This is a genomic window from Peribacillus loiseleuriae (assembly GCF_001183985.1).
In the GTDB taxonomy this organism is placed as follows: domain Bacteria; phylum Bacillota; class Bacilli; order Bacillales; family DSM-1321; genus Peribacillus; species Peribacillus loiseleuriae.
In genome coordinates this window covers 2,055,848-2,072,526 of the sequence record NZ_LFZW01000001.1, presented here as the reverse complement: position 1 = coordinate 2,072,526, position 16,679 = coordinate 2,055,848, and the positions used below count along the sequence as shown (strand labels likewise).

13 protein-coding genes and 6 pseudogenes are annotated in these 16,679 nt (G+C 34.8%); 2 read left to right on the top strand and 17 right to left on the bottom strand.

Features of this window, described 5'->3' with window-relative positions:
* Positions 1-14 precede the first annotated feature (14 nt).
* The 14 genes and pseudogenes from AC625_RS09745 to AC625_RS09685 form a co-directional block, all read right to left on the bottom strand.
* Positions 15-422: pseudogene (locus tag AC625_RS09745) on the bottom strand (transketolase-like TK C-terminal-containing protein); the annotation flags it as partial.
* A gap of 275 nt (positions 423-697) precedes the next feature.
* Complete coding sequence (locus AC625_RS09740; RefSeq protein WP_082191017.1) at positions 698-1,618, bottom strand: family 1 glycosylhydrolase; 921 nt, start codon at positions 1,616-1,618, stop codon at positions 698-700.
* A gap of 6 nt (positions 1,619-1,624) precedes the next feature.
* On the bottom strand, positions 1,625-2,677 hold the full coding sequence (locus AC625_RS09735) for an ADP-ribosylglycohydrolase family protein (protein WP_049681128.1): 1,053 nt from the start codon (positions 2,675-2,677) through the stop codon (positions 1,625-1,627).
* A gap of 23 nt (positions 2,678-2,700) precedes the next feature.
* Entirely contained in the window at positions 2,701-4,098 is a 1,398-nt protein-coding gene (locus tag AC625_RS09730) for a PTS transporter subunit EIIC (protein ID WP_049681127.1), read from the bottom strand.
* A gap of 455 nt (positions 4,099-4,553) precedes the next feature.
* Entirely contained in the window at positions 4,554-5,057 is a 504-nt protein-coding gene (locus AC625_RS09725; RefSeq protein WP_049683662.1) for a PTS sugar transporter subunit IIA, read from the bottom strand.
* Positions 5,058-5,179: 122 nt separating this feature from the next.
* A pseudogene (locus AC625_RS28165) lies at positions 5,180-5,431 on the bottom strand (BtpA/SgcQ family protein); the annotation flags it as partial.
* Positions 5,432-5,442: 11 nt separating this feature from the next.
* Positions 5,443-5,943, bottom strand: a pseudogene (locus AC625_RS27670) (BtpA/SgcQ family protein).
* Positions 5,944-6,017: 74 nt separating this feature from the next.
* Positions 6,018-6,736, bottom strand: a pseudogene (locus AC625_RS27665) (IF-2B domain-containing protein).
* Between the two features lie 41 nt (positions 6,737-6,777).
* On the bottom strand, positions 6,778-6,945 hold the full coding sequence (locus AC625_RS26650; protein WP_156187488.1) for a hypothetical protein: 168 nt from the start codon (positions 6,943-6,945) through the stop codon (positions 6,778-6,780).
* Positions 6,946-7,232: 287 nt separating this feature from the next.
* Positions 7,233-7,499: a phosphocarrier protein HPr gene (locus tag AC625_RS09705; protein WP_049681124.1), complete on the bottom strand. Its 267-nt coding sequence runs from the start codon at positions 7,497-7,499 to the stop codon at positions 7,233-7,235.
* A 163-nt stretch (positions 7,500-7,662) separates the two neighbouring features.
* Positions 7,663-8,469 carry a BtpA/SgcQ family protein gene (locus AC625_RS09700; protein WP_049681123.1) on the bottom strand — a complete coding sequence of 269 codons (807 nt, stop codon included), beginning with the start codon at positions 8,467-8,469 and terminating at the stop codon, positions 7,663-7,665.
* Complete coding sequence (locus tag AC625_RS09695) at positions 8,469-9,455, bottom strand: IF-2B domain-containing protein (protein ID WP_049681122.1); 987 nt, start codon at positions 9,453-9,455, stop codon at positions 8,469-8,471. Before AC625_RS09695 ends, AC625_RS09700 begins: the two co-directional genes overlap by 1 nt.
* Before the next feature lie 115 nt (positions 9,456-9,570).
* Positions 9,571-10,320, bottom strand: coding sequence for a GntR family transcriptional regulator (locus tag AC625_RS09690; RefSeq protein WP_049681121.1), 750 nt, complete (start codon positions 10,318-10,320; stop codon positions 9,571-9,573).
* A 994-nt stretch (positions 10,321-11,314) separates the two neighbouring features.
* Positions 11,315-12,043, bottom strand: a complete 729-nt coding sequence (locus AC625_RS09685) for a Fic family protein (RefSeq protein WP_049681120.1) — start codon at positions 12,041-12,043, stop codon at positions 11,315-11,317.
* A gap of 316 nt (positions 12,044-12,359) precedes the next feature.
* On the opposite strand from AC625_RS09685, the pseudogene AC625_RS26645 reads away from it, so the two are divergent.
* Positions 12,360-12,539 (top strand): annotated as a pseudogene (locus AC625_RS26645) (asparagine synthase).
* A 104-nt stretch (positions 12,540-12,643) separates the two neighbouring features.
* On the opposite strand, the gene AC625_RS28345 reads toward AC625_RS26645, so the two are convergent.
* From AC625_RS28345 to AC625_RS09670, 3 genes and pseudogenes are all read right to left on the bottom strand, one after another.
* Positions 12,644-13,399: a replication initiation protein gene (locus AC625_RS28345; protein ID WP_342671012.1), complete on the bottom strand. Its 756-nt coding sequence runs from the start codon at positions 13,397-13,399 to the stop codon at positions 12,644-12,646.
* Positions 13,400-13,471: 72 nt separating this feature from the next.
* Positions 13,472-13,969: pseudogene (locus AC625_RS28340) on the bottom strand (replication initiation protein); the annotation flags it as partial.
* Between the two features lie 1,065 nt (positions 13,970-15,034).
* Positions 15,035-15,598, bottom strand: a complete 564-nt coding sequence (locus tag AC625_RS09670; RefSeq protein ID WP_049681117.1) for a beta-class carbonic anhydrase — start codon at positions 15,596-15,598, stop codon at positions 15,035-15,037.
* Positions 15,599-16,083: 485 nt separating this feature from the next.
* Here AC625_RS09670 and AC625_RS09665 point away from each other — a divergent pair, with 485 nt between their 5' ends.
* The gene (locus tag AC625_RS09665) at positions 16,084-16,665 is read left to right on the top strand and encodes a TetR/AcrR family transcriptional regulator (protein WP_049681116.1); all 582 of its coding nucleotides are present in this window, start codon (positions 16,084-16,086) and stop codon (positions 16,663-16,665) included.
* Positions 16,666-16,679 lie beyond the last annotated feature (14 nt).

Genomic DNA, 16,679 nt, shown 5'->3' with positions numbered 1-16,679 from the left:
TTTTCAGTTTTTAATTACTTAATGAGTTCTTCCATCTGTTTGAATTTACAAACCACGTTTTCTACGGTAAATACGTACTCTTGTAATAATTTATCTGCTGGGGCAGATGATCCAAAATGATCAATCGGTATATACTCTCCAAATTCACCGATGTATTCCCTCCAACCAAATAAAGATTCTAATTCAATTGCTATACGAGCAGGTAGATTTTTTGGAATGATACTTTCTTTGTATTCTTTTGATTGTTGTTCAAAACGATCCCAGCTAGGCATACTAACAACAGAGACGTGAATACCTTCTTTTTCAAGTTCTTTTTGTGCTTCAATGGCTAATGAAATTTCAGAACCAGTTGCAAGTAAAAGACCCGTTGCTTCACCTTTAGCAGTTGAAACCACATAAGCACCTTTCTTAACGCCTTCATATAGGGGTACAGACACATAGACAAGCTGCCTAGTAAAAAAATCGTATTTTAATAGGCTTCTTTGGTATGCCTACTTTCCCATCACTCGCTCGTTTTGAAACAAGAATTATTTCGTATCTAGTCATTTACGTCTTTAGCTTGATGGGCATGTGGCGATACCCCTATAATCAAAAGGGCACTAAGTGACATATCATGTCCTATTAATTTTTCCTTAAAAAGAAAGTACGCGTTGCACCCTAACTCATATAGTTAGTTGTGCAACACGCTCTTTAACAGTTAAATATTCTTCCCATTACTTCTAATACATTCCTTATACCAATAAAAGGAATCCTTTTTATATCTATCTAATGTTCCATTTCCATCGTTATCTTTATCTACATAGATAAAACCGTATCTTTTTTTCATCTCTCCAGTTCCTGCACTAACAAGATCAATGCAGCCCCATGGAGTGTAACCCATTACTTCTACACCATCTTCTAATACAGCTTTTTTCATTTCTTCCACATGTCTTCTCAAATAATCAATCCGGTAAGGATCATGTATGCTACCATCTTCCTCATTTCTATCTACTGCACCTAAGCCATTTTCTACAATAAATAGTGGAATCTGATACTTATCGTATAACCAGTTAAGCGTAATGCGAAGCCCAACTGGATCAATCTGCCATCCCCACTCACTTGCTGGTAAAAGAGGATTCTTGTAACCGCTAATCTCATTGCCCTGACTCTTATCCTGTTTTGTTGGATTAGCGATTGCAACAGAACTAGAGTAATAACTAAAGCCAATGTAATCAACGGTTCCCTCTTTCAGAATTATCTCATCTTCTGGCAAAGTTTTAATGACTAGTTGATTTTTGTGCAAAAATTTATAATAAGAATTAGGATACTTTCCTCGTACATGAACATCTAAAAACATATATGCTTGTTGAAGTTTTTTTAGGTGTGCCATTACATCGTCTGGATCACAGGTTGCAGCATAAGATGTAGGATGAAGAAACATGCATCCTATGACAAAATCAGGATTAATTTGAATCCGTTGCACATATCCTTCATCGACCAATAACTGAACTGCGTGTCTTACAGTAATACGACTCACATTATATCGTTTTTGTAAGTCAGGCTCCGCTGGGAAAAGATCACCAATGGGGTAATCCCCATTGGTGATCTTTTGTTTTAATTCTTCGAAATCGTCAAATATTTAATATTATTTTTTTTCATCACTATTCACCATACTTGCTAATGAATTTGCTAACTCTACTAAGTTATAATTATTAGCACGTTGTACAGTCTCATACAAAGGCATAAATCTTTCATCAGTTAAATCAACAAACGAACCAACCATAGATCCAACGATTGTTGCAACAGTATCTGTATCGTATCCAATATTTACAGCATCAAACACTGCTTGTAGGGCATCGTCTTTGTTTAAAGCAATAATTCCAAATGCAGAAGGAACAGCTTCTGAAATATGCAATCCGGTTCCTACTACTTGTGATAACCGACGTAATTTTTCTTCTTTTGTACCGACACCATCTACTATATCGAGCGCTAATCGGATACGCTCTACAACATTTGGCCCTGCAACTTCACGAGAAATGACTTTTGCCTTTGTTTCACCACGTACGGCCCCATAAAATCCGGCACTTAGAGCATCTTCGACTGTCGCATTGGGTGCTAAAGAAGCACTTATAGCAGCGGCTACTGCACAAGCACCAGAAATCGCCAAGCTATTATCATGTGTTACTTGTGTAATCGTAATTGCAGCATCAATTGCTCCTTCCAAATCATTAGGATGTAAAATTCCAGCTGGCGCAATTTTCATTGCCGACCCATTTGTGGCCTTTGATGCATAATCTACAGCTGCCGACCCTGGTAACGGCTTCATTTTTAATGAAGGATCTTTATACATGGCCACCGCACTTCGAGTTGTAGGTCCTGCAAATCGATCAAAATACCAAGGAACATCTGACCAATCTAAAATAGCTTGAATGATAATATCTTTTTCAATAACACCGTTATTTTTTAAAATAGCTTGACAAAGAAAGTATATTTGGGAAAAATCATCTGTCACTTGTCCTGCTTCATTTCCTAGCGCAAATGCCGTTTCTCCAGGTTTTTTAAATTCTGTTACAGGTTGACCGAACTTTTTACGAATTTGATCAAACGATAAATTTTCAGTTGCTGCCCCCATAGCATCACCAATTGCTGCTAGTCCTAAAATTCCTTGTATTTTTGAGTTCAAACTCAATTCCAACATCCTTTCTGTATTTAAACTGCTATTTATTTAGAAGCAGACATTTCTGCTTTTGGATCTTTTATACCGAAAATCAATGTTAGTACCATACCACCAATAAATGAAATGGTTAAACCAACGATATATAGCCATAATGTTGGTCCCGCAAATGCAGGAATTGTTGTCAATCCACCAAATACAAATGCATTCCCTACTACGTTAAATGCACCCATAAACGCACCACCAAGTGCAGCACCTAAACAACCTGCTACTAATGGACTCTTAAATCGCACACCTAAGCCGTAAATTGCTGGTTCCACAATTCCTGATAACATGACAGAAGTAATGGCAGTTAATGAAAAGTTCTTCAATTCCCGATTTCGGCTGCGTAAGAAAATAGCAAATGCAGCACCTGCCATACCAAAATTTGCGGTAGCAGCATAAGCAATCAAAGCTGATTTACCTGTTGAAGCAACTTCAGGGATAACAACCATTGTATTCGGTGCCCAGTGTACACCAAACATAATCAAGATATTCCAAGTTCCACCAATGACCGCTCCAGTAACAATTTGATTAATATTTACTAACGAATCCACCATGCTGGCAATACCGATACTTACATAGTTTCCAATTGGTCCAAATATTCCCGCAACAACTGGAACTAATATTACTAATAATACCGTAGGAATCACAATCATGTGTAGACTGTTTGGTAGTTTCTTTTTCATAAAATGTTCCATTTTTGACTGTACCCAAATAGTTAAAATAGCCGGAATAATTTGACTAGTATAATTAAATACAGGAATCGAAATACCTAGAAATTTAATTGTATTTCCACCATCACCTTGCACTAATTCAATAAAACCTGGCATAATCAGCGCACCCATCACAGCAATCGCAATATACGGACTTGTGTCAAATCGTTTTGATGCTGTAACAGCGACTAATAATGGTAAGAAATAAAACACTGAAGTTGCTGCTAGAGTTAAAATTAAATTCGTTGTACTCTCGGTTGATAACCAACCTAACTCATTAGCTAAAATCGTAAATCCTCGAAGCAACCCTGAACCCGCTAACAATGGTAATAACGGTGAAAAAATACTGACAACTAGCCCAATAAAATCATTAAACAAATTACGTTTTTCATTACCTGTCTGCAAGGTATCTGCCATATCGTTAATATCAGTTGATGCATTTGACTTCCAGACCTTCATAAATGCATCGTAAACCTCATTAACATGGAGACCAATCACTATTTGCAATCCCGCATCTCTATCAACAACCCCTGACACACCATTCAATGCTTCAATTTTCTTCACGTTAACAAGTGAACGGTCTTTTACTGTGGGACGTAGTCGTGTTGCACAATACGTCACCGACACTATATTATCTGCACCTCCCATTAACGATAATAATTCTTTTTCTAAAGACTCCGTTTTCTCCATAAAAAAACCCTCCTTTTATTAGATCTAGGGATATTTTCATCACCTAGATAATGTTATAATGTTATATCTTTTTCGTTAAACATATACAGATTCACAATAACTGTAAAGGGTTACAAACTTTACAATTTGTCTCTATTCCTTATTTACTCAACTATTCTTACCTTTAAATTAGGTGTCATAAGTGTTAATATGTTTAAGTATGCAATCTTTTGATTTAGAATCAGTTTGAGTCATCGTCAATTTCCTTCGTATTGTGGTTTTGGTCGACCTATATTATAACGGGGTTTCACGATGACTTTCTGATTTTCCAACAGTAGCATTTGATTTTATAATGAACCAATATTAATAAGGTCAGAAAAAAGAATCTCGTAAAACTTGAAAAACTCTAGACATCTTTATGCGTTGCATTATTTCATTTAGTTAATACATCAAAAACTACTTAGAAAATAAATGAATCAATTTACCGTAACGACTAGTATTGTCTCCTCGGATGCATCTACTTTTCCTGAACAGAAAGGTTTTTCAATATTTGTCATCACTTCTGTATTAGTAATAATTAATGGTGTAACTATACTTTTTGCTTTTTGTTTAACCAAATCCAAGTCAAATGTCAAAAGTACGTCACCAACGTTAACCTTTTCCCCTGCCGAAACGTGTGCTTTAAAACCTTCTCCATTCATTGCGACAGTTTCAAGCCCGATATGAATTAAGACCTCGACACCATTTGAAGTTTTGATCCCTACAGCATGTTTTGTGGGGAAAACTTGTACTATTTCACCTTTAACTGGAGCAACAACTTTTCCTTCTGTCGGTTCAATAGCCAATCCATCTCCCATCATTTTTTCTGCAAAAACGGGATCGGGAACATCTTCTAACGGAACTATATTACCCGACATATGTGCTTTTAGCTCAATCATTTTGGGTGTTTCTTCCTTTTTCTTGAAAAGTTTTGTAAACATAATTTTTCTGCTCCCATAATATTTAATTTTTTTCTTTTTTTCACTCAGAAGGTATTTGACAACATTATTTTTTCCTATATTTTTCAAGGAAAGCAAACTTTATCTTGTATTCCCTTACAGGATTAATTTCTGTTCTTATATTCTTTCGCCTTGTTAGCTTCGGCCATAAATAACTTAGCTTTATCGGGGTCAATTGGATTCTTCATATCGCCATTCTTAATCCATGTGGCAACAGACACGCCGTCATAATATTTAAGAAGCTCATAAATATTATCTCCATTAGCACCGCCACCCAATAGAACAGGAGTGTCAGGTAATTTTTTTCTGATCTTTTTAATCATTTCAATGCTTTCCTCAGGTGTCTTACCTGCTAGGAATAAACCATCTAGGCCTCATGAACAGCTTCCCATGCTGCATCTTCAATCGGTTTTCTTCCTAATGGAACGCCATGGACCTCATACACATCTGCATATACAGGAACTTTTGTATTAATTCTTTTTCTTAGTCTAGCAATATCCACACATTGGGCCTGTAAGATTCCAGCGCTAGTTACGTTTGCATCAGTAAAGAGATGCTCGACCCTTACAAAATCTGCCCCAACAGCATCTGCAACTGATAAACCAGAGACACCATCCCAATTCATTAGAATACCCATTGTTAATGTCGGAAACTCTTTACGAATTTCATAGCCAATTCATGTCATATACGCTATTGCCTCAGGGTCTGATTCTTGTTTGATTGGCATGTCATTCATGTTCTGAACGATAATCCCGTCAAACCCATTTTCTAATGCCATTTCAGTTTCTTTTAAGGAATTATAAACAATTTGATCAATTGTTTGATCCCTATGTCTGTAACTACCCGGTAGCGGATCGGGTTGAATCATTGATAATACTGTGCAATCAGGTTTAAATAAATTTCCCATTAAATAGTACCCCAGTCCTTTATAAAATTCTTGACTCACGGCAGATGGAATAATACCCTGTTCTGTAACACCCCCCTTATATGTTTAGCTTTAACGCCTAATAATTCTGGTGCGGTGAAATCAATACCCTTTGTCAATTCCTTGTTCGACCAATACTCTGTCATTTTGTGAGTTAAGTCACTAATTTTAAGGTTTTTATAATGTCCATATATAGATCGAATATCTAATTTAATTAGTGGGGTAAGGAAATATAAAGGAATTTTATAATAACTACATACTAAGCCAACGATATCTGATCCAGTAGTATTGAATCCCGTTCCATCCGCATAGAAGGTTTCAGCTCCCATTAAGGCAACATCACATTCTTTTAAGTAGTACATTAAAGCGGCATCTGGGAAAAACTTAATTTTATGTCCAGCCTCTTTACATGTCTCAACAAATGGTAGCCCACCAATAATAATTCTGCTTTCAGGAATATATACTGTTGCTCGTTTTCCCCAAGTTCTACCAAGACCTTTTCAACGGTGCTTGAATAATCGTATACTAGAATATTTTTCTTGTTTTTTATTAATTCAATTGAATATTTAAGCGCTTTCTTTGTTGCGTTATTGTTATAAGTTAAGTAATTATTTTTACTGTTAATGATCTTTTCAACAGCGACGTCACTAGGCTCTTCTTCATGTGATTCGATATTCTTTATCATAATTAAAATTGCATTACTAATAGCTTGACTAGCCTGTCCTCTAGTTTCCATAAAATACTTTGTTACTGATTTAATATCAGTAATAATATCTTTTACAGGTCTATTCTTTGTTTTTCCATAGCAAAATTTATATCTACTCCCTTATTTCTTAAGGTTTCATAAAGTGATGTTGTTTCATCAAACTCTGAACCATCAAGTACCAACGCATCACTTTTCTTTATATAGGCTTTATGCAATCCAGCAATGAAACGACCACTCATACGGAGTCTTTCAAGATAATAAACATCCCCCCTTCTGGAATTTGAAAGAATTGAGCTAACCTATGGCTAGCTGGCATGACTTTGAAGTCACGAATAACAGAACGGGAAATTTCACCATACCTTTATACATCTTCACTAAAACTAGTTAGTTTATTTAGTTCATGTCTCTTTGGTCCTTTTACAAAGCTTCCCTTACCTCGAACCCTCTCGACATATCCACCAGAATCAGGAAAAGAATATAAAAATGCATGAAAATAATAACCGTGTTCTATCAGTAAAAGAACGCATTATACCGCTAGACCTTCCATCGTTAAAGTTTCTTCTATGCTTTGTAATGCTTCTTTTTCATCGGTACCTTCAACAATAATTTTGATTTCTGCACCTTGGCCGATTCCTAGAGCCATAACGCCCATGATCGATTTTAAATTTACTCTCTTTTCGTTATATTCAAGCTGAATACTTGAATCAAATTTTCCAGCAGCCTGTACTAAAACAGTTGCGGGGCGAGCATGAATTCCTGTTTCTTCAATAACCTTATATTGTTTTTCAACCATAATTTTTCTCCTTTTCTTTTTACTTTTACTTCATACGAATAAAGGCTGCTTAACGTCGAATATATTCCGCCAACATCTCTGGTACTCAAATTATATATACCCTTATATAGCCTGACCACCAATGCAGTAACGCTATAGTGCAGTGAGGGTCAGGCCTCAAAATTTATTGTTTGTTATTTCGAAATTCCTTCGCCTTGTTCGCTTCTTCCATAAAAATGCGAGATCGTTCAGGATCAATTGGATTTTTCATATCGCCTTTTTTGACCCATGTGGCCACCGAAACGCCATCATAGTATTTTAGCAGCTCATAAATGTTATCTCCAGTTGCTCCGCCGCCTAAGAAGATAGGAGTATCAGGCAATTTGGTTCTTATCTTTTCAATCATTTCAATGCTTTCAGCCGGGCTATTTCCTGCGATAAATAGTCCATCTGCAAATGCCTCGTGAACAGCCTCCCATGCGGCATTTTCAATTGGTTTACGGCCTAGCGGCACGCCATGGACTTCGTATACATCGGCATAAACCGGCACTTTGGTTCTGGTTCTTTTTCTAAGTTTGGCAATATCAACGCATTGCGCTTCAAGAATACCGGCGCTCGTTACATTCGCTCCGGTAAAAAGATGTTCCACCCTTACAAAGTCTGCACCCACCGCATCGGCGACAGATAATCCGGCAACGCCATCCCAGTTCATCAAAATACCCATTGTTAAGTTAGGAAATTCTTTTCTAATTTCATAAGCAATTCTAGTCATATAGGCAATTGCTTCTGGCTCAGCATGCTGCTTAATCGGCATATCATTCATATTTTGAATAATGATTCCATCAAAGCCATTTTCCTGCACCATCTCGGTTTCTTTTAAAGAATTATACACAATCTCATCAATTGTTTGATCAGTGTGTCGATAACTTCCCGGAAGCGGTGGCGGCTGAATCATCGATAAAACGGTACAATTTGGTTTGAACGTTGCCATTAAATCACTCCTCCTAACTTTTTATAGTAATTCATGCTGACATTGAACATTTGATCTGCTGGGATAATTCCCTCTTCTGTAATAAACCCTGTGATATGCTTAGGTGTTACCCCAAGTAATTCAGGAGCCTTAAAATCTATATTATCCACAAGATTTTGATCCGGCCAATCTTCGGTTAATTTCTTCTCTAATTCTTGGACAACTAACACTTTCTTATATCCATAAATCGGGCGAATATCCAATTTAATTAAAGGGGTTATAAAATACAATGGAATTTTATAATAGTCACAAACTAAACCAACGATATCAGAGCCAGTTGTATTAAAGCCTGTCCCATCCGGGAAGAACGTTTCCGCTCCCATTAGCGCGACATCGCATTCTTTGAGGTAATACATCAAAGCAGCATCCGGGAAAAACTTAATTTGATGACCTGCTTCCTGGCAGACTTTCACATAAGGAAGTCCACCATCAATAATGCGACTTTCGGGAATATAAATGGTATAGGTTTGCTCATTTTCGCCTATTCTTTTCAAAAGTTTATCGACAGTACTTGAGTAATCATAAACCAAAATATTTTTCATGTCTTTGACGGCAGAATTAGAGTAGTCAATAACTTTTAATGTGGCTTCTTTGTTATATTCAAGGTAACCATTCTTTTGGTTAATGATTTTTTCAACAGCTTCATTGATTGATTTGCCTGAATGACCTTCCAGGTTGTTTATCATCAGCAAGATGGCATTGCTAACCGCCTGACTTGCTTCACCTCTTGTTTTGATAAAAAATTGGCTGACAGATTGAATTTTTTCTATAATTTCTCTGACGTTACATTTATTTTGTTTTCCGTCCAATGCAATCGATTCAATCATGTCACCGATCATGGAAATGTGATTACTTGCGCCCAATACTTTTTGTTCAACAATATCATCAAATAATGATTGAACGTCTGTAGGCAAAAGCTTTCTAACACTTTCTGCTGCCTGAATCATATAAAACCGTCTCCTTCTCGACTATTAGGCTATTTACACAAACCTTGTTACGAATAATGTACAAATAGCCATCCGCTGTGGATATTTGTCCTACAGGTTTGAAGAACAAATCTCCTTATTCATTGTCATCGAATACATCAAGGGTTACTTTATATTGATAAACATCTGAACGGTAATACATTTTTACATATTCGATAGGTATTCCAGATGTATCATACATTACGCGTTCTTTATAGAATATAGGGATGCTATCTTTCATCTCCAGAATCTTCTTCAGCTTATTGTCCGGTGTTTTCGCTTCTAAAACTTCATCGGCGTATTTAAATAGGATTCCTTTCTTATTCAATGTGTCATATAATGAGGTCTTTTCATTGAACTCTGATGGATCTAGAGTAAACTCATTGGACATTCTGATATACGCCTTATGCAAACCTACGATGGAATCACCACATAACCGGATTCGTTCCAAATAATACACTTCATCTCCTTCTAAGATATTTAATGATTGAGCAACCTTGAAATCGGCCTTTATAATGTTGAACTCCCGGATAATGGAGCTTGAAATTTCGCCAAGTTTTGTTATATCTTCACTAAAACTAGTGAGCCGCTTAAGATCATACCTATGTTTCGGGGTGCATACGATCGTTCCTTTTCCCTGCGATTTTTTTACAAATCCTTCGTTCTCTAAATCTTGCATGGCTCGTCTGACGGTAATTCTGCTGACTCCGTATAGATTCTGTAGTTCTATCTCAGACAACAGCATGTCACCGGCAAGCAATTGTTCATTTTCTATTTTTCCCCTAATTTCCTCATAGATCTGAAAGTGCAAAGGCACCTTCGAATCCTTGTCTATGTTACGTTTCACAGCATTCACCTATCCGATTAAAAGTAGTTGATATAACGTTATAACAAGTTGAGGTATAATTTTTGGCTTAACTAGGCTTTAAACCTAATATTTGTTTGATCTCTCTTAAAAATACCTCATACCAAAAGGATATAACGTTATAACAAGTTGAGGTATAATTTTTGGCTTAACTAGGCTTTAAACCTAATATTTGTTTGATCTCTCTTAAAAATACCTCATACCAAAAGGATATAACGTTATAACAAGTTAGAGTAAAATAATAAAGTCTAAAACGACTTCCACTTGGTGTTTATTGCCAAAAATAAATCATAATATCATGTAAGCGTCTTCTCTTTTAGAGAAGTTGATATAACGTTATAACAAGTTAGAGTAAAATAATAAAGTCTAAAACGACTTCCACTTGGTGTTTATTGCCAAAAATAAATCATAATATCATGTAAGCGTCTTCTCTTTTAGAGAAGTTGATATAACGTTATAACAAGTTGAGGTATAATTTTTGGCTTAACTAAGCTTTAAACCTAATATTTGTTTGATCTCTCTTAAAAATACCTCATACCAAAAGGATATAACGTTATAACAAGTTAGAGTAAAATAATAAAGTCTAAAACGACTTCCACTTGGTGTTTATTGCCAAAAATAAATCATAATATCATGTAAGCGTCTTCTCTTTTAGAGAAGTTGATATAACTATAAAACTTTTTAAAGTGGTTGTCAATTATTTTTTAAATTTTTTCGAATATTTTTGATTCGGATTTAAAAATGCTATTTGATAGGGGATGGATTTCGGTTCATCCCCTATTAGGGGTAGTACCAGCGTTCGTGCAACCAGTGGCAAAGTAAACTGTCAAAATTGTAGCTTTGTAATAAAGTTTGATTAAAATGATGCTAATAACCTTGATTAAACTACTCCCAATTTGGATATAAATAAAGCCTTGATTTTTCTCTTAACGTAGAAAAATCAAGGCTTTCACTTCCAATAAACACCTCAATTATCTTAAGAAATAGCACTTAAATAAAGATTTAGTGAATCTTCTACTTCTTTTGCGATCAACTGTATGAAATCACGATAATCCTTTGTTGTATGAGATTTATCTAATGCTTCATAATAAGCTAATCGGTTTTCAACTTTAATAACAACTGCAGGAAAACCTGCTTTCATCAATTCTAAATTTAAAAGAAGTCGAGATGTACGCCCATTCCCATCAATGAACGGATGGATACCAACGAATATTGCATGTAACATAGCTCCTCGTTCCACTGGATGTAACTTTTGTGCCTCGATGTCATACCACTTCATCAACTGTTCCATTTGTTCCTTGATTAAATAAGGTGCTGGAGGTGTATGCTTTGCTCCAGCAATAAACACTTGTTGGTCACGATACACACCTGTGTAATCATCATCAATACCTTTTAAAACTAGTCGATGGAGATTTTTTATTTGCCATTCTGTTAGTTGCTCCCCTTTTTGCACAATGTCTTCAACATACGCAATCGCATCTCGATGATTAATGACTTCTAAATGCTCTCGCATCGTTTTACCGCCGACAGTAATCCCTTCTAACACAACCTTTGTTTCGTTCATTGTTAATGTATTACCTTCAATAGCGTTGGTATTATATGTCCATTCAAGCAATAGCTTTTCACGTAAACTCTTTAACGTATACTTTGGCAATGGTCGTAAGGTATCTAAGCTCTCTTTTTTCCTATTTATTTGTTCAAACATCTAATTTCACCTCTATGCTTCGACCTATATTTCTTATCTCAATTTTACACTAACTGTTAAATAAAAACAGCTTGCATTATTTCATGATTAGCAAGCTGTTTTATCAAACTTTAATATAATACTCGACTTTCGCAGTTAAGTTTTAGTCCCAATCCCCACCATTGGTGTAACCCAATAAGAAAAACGCTGTCTATCAACACCATTCACTTTTATTTATGCCCAGTCAATTGACCAATAGTAAGCTTGAATTCATTAAAAAATTCAGCTTCAACAAAAAATAAGATCAAATCTTAGCAACTAACGAGAGGCGTGTTTTATGGATAACGTACGAGAAGGATTAATCCCGGCAGTTCTTGGAACAGCTGTAACAACTACAGGATTCAATTGCAGAACAATAGATACATGAAACCGTTGATCACAGGTTCGATTTTTGGATTTGGTTTGACCCATGTGGTATTAGGGAGCAATCGATTTAGTCGAGCATCGCCGCCGCTAAAGTTTCGAATATTTCTTATTGCTCTAACGTTGCCGTTTCAGTTTAAGATTTTATTACCTGAATCTTATACGAAATAACTTTTAGAGATTTAGAATCCTCAGATGCTAATAAATAGTAATTTCTTTATCTAGTTGCCATGATTTAAATAATTCTTTAGCAGTAGGATGAGTTATACCATCTTCAAGTAATGGTGGATGATCCTTTTTCCTCCGCTCTTTATCAATCATTTCAAAGACATTATATAAAGCTTGTTCACGTTCTAATTTAAGCTGTTTAATATCATATTCGGGATTAAATTGAAGCTTTTGTATAAAGGAATTGACCGTTTCATTTAAATAATGATTATCTTTATCCGTCACCTGTTTCAAACGTTGATCTACATTTTTCAAAAATAAATCATGAAGTGGCTCTGATTCTTCCTTTTTAATAGGACCATTATAATCAGCAAAGCCTTCTGAAATTGCTTTTACTAAATAACCGGCCAAATTGTCAACAGTACCTAAATTTAAAACATAACGAAGATTCGCTTCTAAATATTCAATATGATACTCATTAATAATACTCATTGCTTTTTCTCGGCGTATTCCATTTCGGATCAACTGATAAAAAATGCTTTGTATATCGTTGGCTACAGAGTCAATATTATAATTTTTATTTTTATCGTTTTGATTTATGTAAAATATAAAACTGTCAATACGTCTTCCAGCCTTCTTATGAACATCATAATCAATATATAGGTCTGTTTTGTCGTTTAATTCTTTTTTTGCTATATCCATTACCCGAGCTGGAAAATTACTCATAGTTGTTAGTTTATTATCAGGAATATTCAAGATACGTCTTAATTCTTCGACTTTTAAAATTCGATAAGATTTCCAATGAGTATTACCGAAAGTGACTTTTCTAGATTTCCACTCATCTTCTTTTAGAAGTTCGTATATTCTCCAAGAATAATCACTAGTAAGTCTTAATACATTCATAAGCCTGTATTTTGTATAGCTGTTTAGTCTAAGTAAATATGCTGCTAAGTCGTCAGATAACTTGATTCTTACTTATCCTGATCCATTTATATAGGTTGCCCTTTGTACCCACTGAATTTTATCAACAATACTATGTTTACCTTCTCCAGTTTGTAAAATAATTTGTTTTTTCATCAGTCCATCTATTGCGGACTCAACTCGCTCATGAAAACTATTTCCCTTTAAACCTATTAAATCTGCTAAGTCTTTTATGGAAATTATGTAGGTTTTAAAATCATGATCATCTGGTTGAACTAAAGCGATTAAGGAATAGACAAGCCGCCGCTCTGTTAATGTTAGGTCTTGAGTGAGGTTAATAAGATTATTTGATTGATTCACCCAATAATAAGGTTTTATATCCGCTTGAAAAAGTTCTTCATCCAAAGTTAACTGTTCTGGTATATGGCTGGTCATATCTAATCCTCCTCTCACATAGTAATATGTGTAACGAATACACTTAAAAATAACTAGAATAAACAAGAGAAGTTATGAAACTGTAATATAACTACTTATACGGGATTTGGTAGAGCATGTTTATATTATTTATATGTTTTTTTTGTTTTATTTTGTTTTATTGTTTAGGACATAGAAGAAGATAGTGATAGCAAGTAGTATAAGCTCTATTAAACTACTTTTTAGGGATAAGAACTTACATAAACGGGATAAATCAATACAAATCCGGGATTTAATAAGTACATAAGAGGGATCTTATAGCTACATAGACGGGACGATTTCACTACATAAATGGGATAATAAAGAAAAAACAACGGAGAAAAGCATATTTATACCCGATAATTTACAATAAACATTCTTTTTTTCCACAAATAGGGATATGAGGGGTGGGAATTTTATTATTAATTCATATTGAAACAGATATAGTAAATTTATTTTTAATATGATCCTGTTTATGTATCTATATTGGTGAAATTTTGGAGGGATTCTTTACAGGTTTCGGGGATGAAATGATTGATTATTGTCGAGTGACACAAAACTCTAGACCATTAAGAGATAAACCTCGTTATAAGCATGCTTTTATAGCCTAAGCTATTGCTTTAGAATGAAGTTTGATCAAATTGATATCAATTACCTTGATAAACGAACATATAGAAAGATCGTGTTTTGAAAAAAGATTGATCAAAACACGATCTTTCTATTTTCAATTGAATCATTCTTTTATAAAAAAGTTTGATCATTTTCTACCTGTGATCCTCCACAGTTGCGCCCTTTAATTGAATAAGTAAAAAACTCCTCTTATTTTATTAAGAAGAGTTTACATAATCATCTTTATCGGAATTCAATGTATCTATGAGCCTACAAAAATACCCTCCAGCTAAGTGATCTGGAGGGTATTCGTGTTCACATAATCTTCGATGTAGGAAGTTAATTTAACATATTATCTTTAAACTTCGTAACTGTTTTGCTCTTATCCGTAGTATGAGCTAAATAACAGGATATAAGAAAGATTTTTCTTTCAACCAATTAACTCTCATATCCGTCTACTACTATATCCAATTTTCCTGTTTCTGGGCAGATGACAAGTCCATGGACACTAATATTTTTAGGGAACATTGGATGATTTTTGACCATCTTAACGCTTTGTTCGACACTTTCTTCAACCGATTGAAATCCTGTTAACCAACTTTTGATGTCAATACCTGCATTAATTAAAGTTGTTATGATTGTTTCATCTAATCCGGCCTGTCCACATTTTTCTAAGAAAGAATTAGGTTCTAACCCTTTCATCCCACAACCGTGATGCCCAACGATGGCGACTTCTTTTGCTCCAAGCTCATAAATTGCAACTAATATACTTCGCATCACGCTTCCAAATGGGTGTGAAACGATTGCTCCTGCATTTTTGATAAGCTTTACGTCACCATTTTTAAGGTTCATCGCTTGAGGCAATAATTCAACAAGGCGAGTATCCATACATGTAAGAATAACCATTTTTTTATTAGGAAATTTAGTCGTTTCGTATTTTTCATATTCCTTATTTTCAACAAATTGTTTATTGTATTCAAAAATCTCTGAAAGTAATGTCATTTAAATCCCTCCTAATAGTTAATAAGATTATTTCATATCTTTCTTTGATGTTCAATACGACCTCGAAGTTATACCTTCTCATAGAGCAAGACATGGTTTAATTTTCTTTTTTTATGAATATGCTATACATTTTCAGTTAACATAAAGTAATTTATCGTCAATGAAAAAGGATCTTCCGGTCAAAGATCCTTTTAGGTGCTTGTTTAATTAATGCACCCGATTGTTGAAGATTTTTATACTTACCTTGCTGCAAATACTTTTCTATAAACTAAAAATGATTTAAGGTCTGTACTTTTTTGCTTATGCTACCTCTTATAATTTGTAATTATATAAGTCGAAAACTGACATAATAATCTGTATTACAATATTTATTTAACATTAAAAGATTAAAATTTTTTTATATCTAAATATATTATCCTCTTGATTATATTTATTTAATTTGCTAATATAACTGACGAACGTTCGTAAAAATCGAGGTGATATTAGTGAAAAGTAATGAAATTAAAGAGGCTGCTCTAAAATATTTTACCATTCATGGTTATGAAGGAGCATCCCTTGCTCAAATAGCTGAAGAAGTCGGCATGAAAAAGCAATCCATTTACGCCCATTTTAAAGGAAAGGATGATCTTTTTCTGCAAGTTTTACGTGATGCGAAAGAGACGGAGCTATCTTCAAAACGCCAATATTTCAGTAAATTTGGTTCAAAAAATCCTGAAAAAGATTTATACGGATATCTACAATTGGTCATCGATCTTTTCCAAAGAAATGAGCAGTTAAAGTTTTGGCTGCGTATGTCTTTTTTTCCGCCAGTCCATCTTGAAAAAGTAATCGAACAGGAAGTCAGAGATATTGAGGAAAAGATGCAGGCGATACTGGAAAGTAAATTTCAGGATTGGATCAATGCTAAATTAATCGTCGGAGATGCAGCAATAACGCCGACCTTTGCATTCTTAGGAGTAGTCGATTCCATTTTGCTGGAGCTTGTATACGGCAATGATGAGAAACGGCTGCAGGCTAAATTAGCAGCCTCTTGGACAGTATTTTGGAGAGGTATTTCACATCAATGATACATATAGAAAGA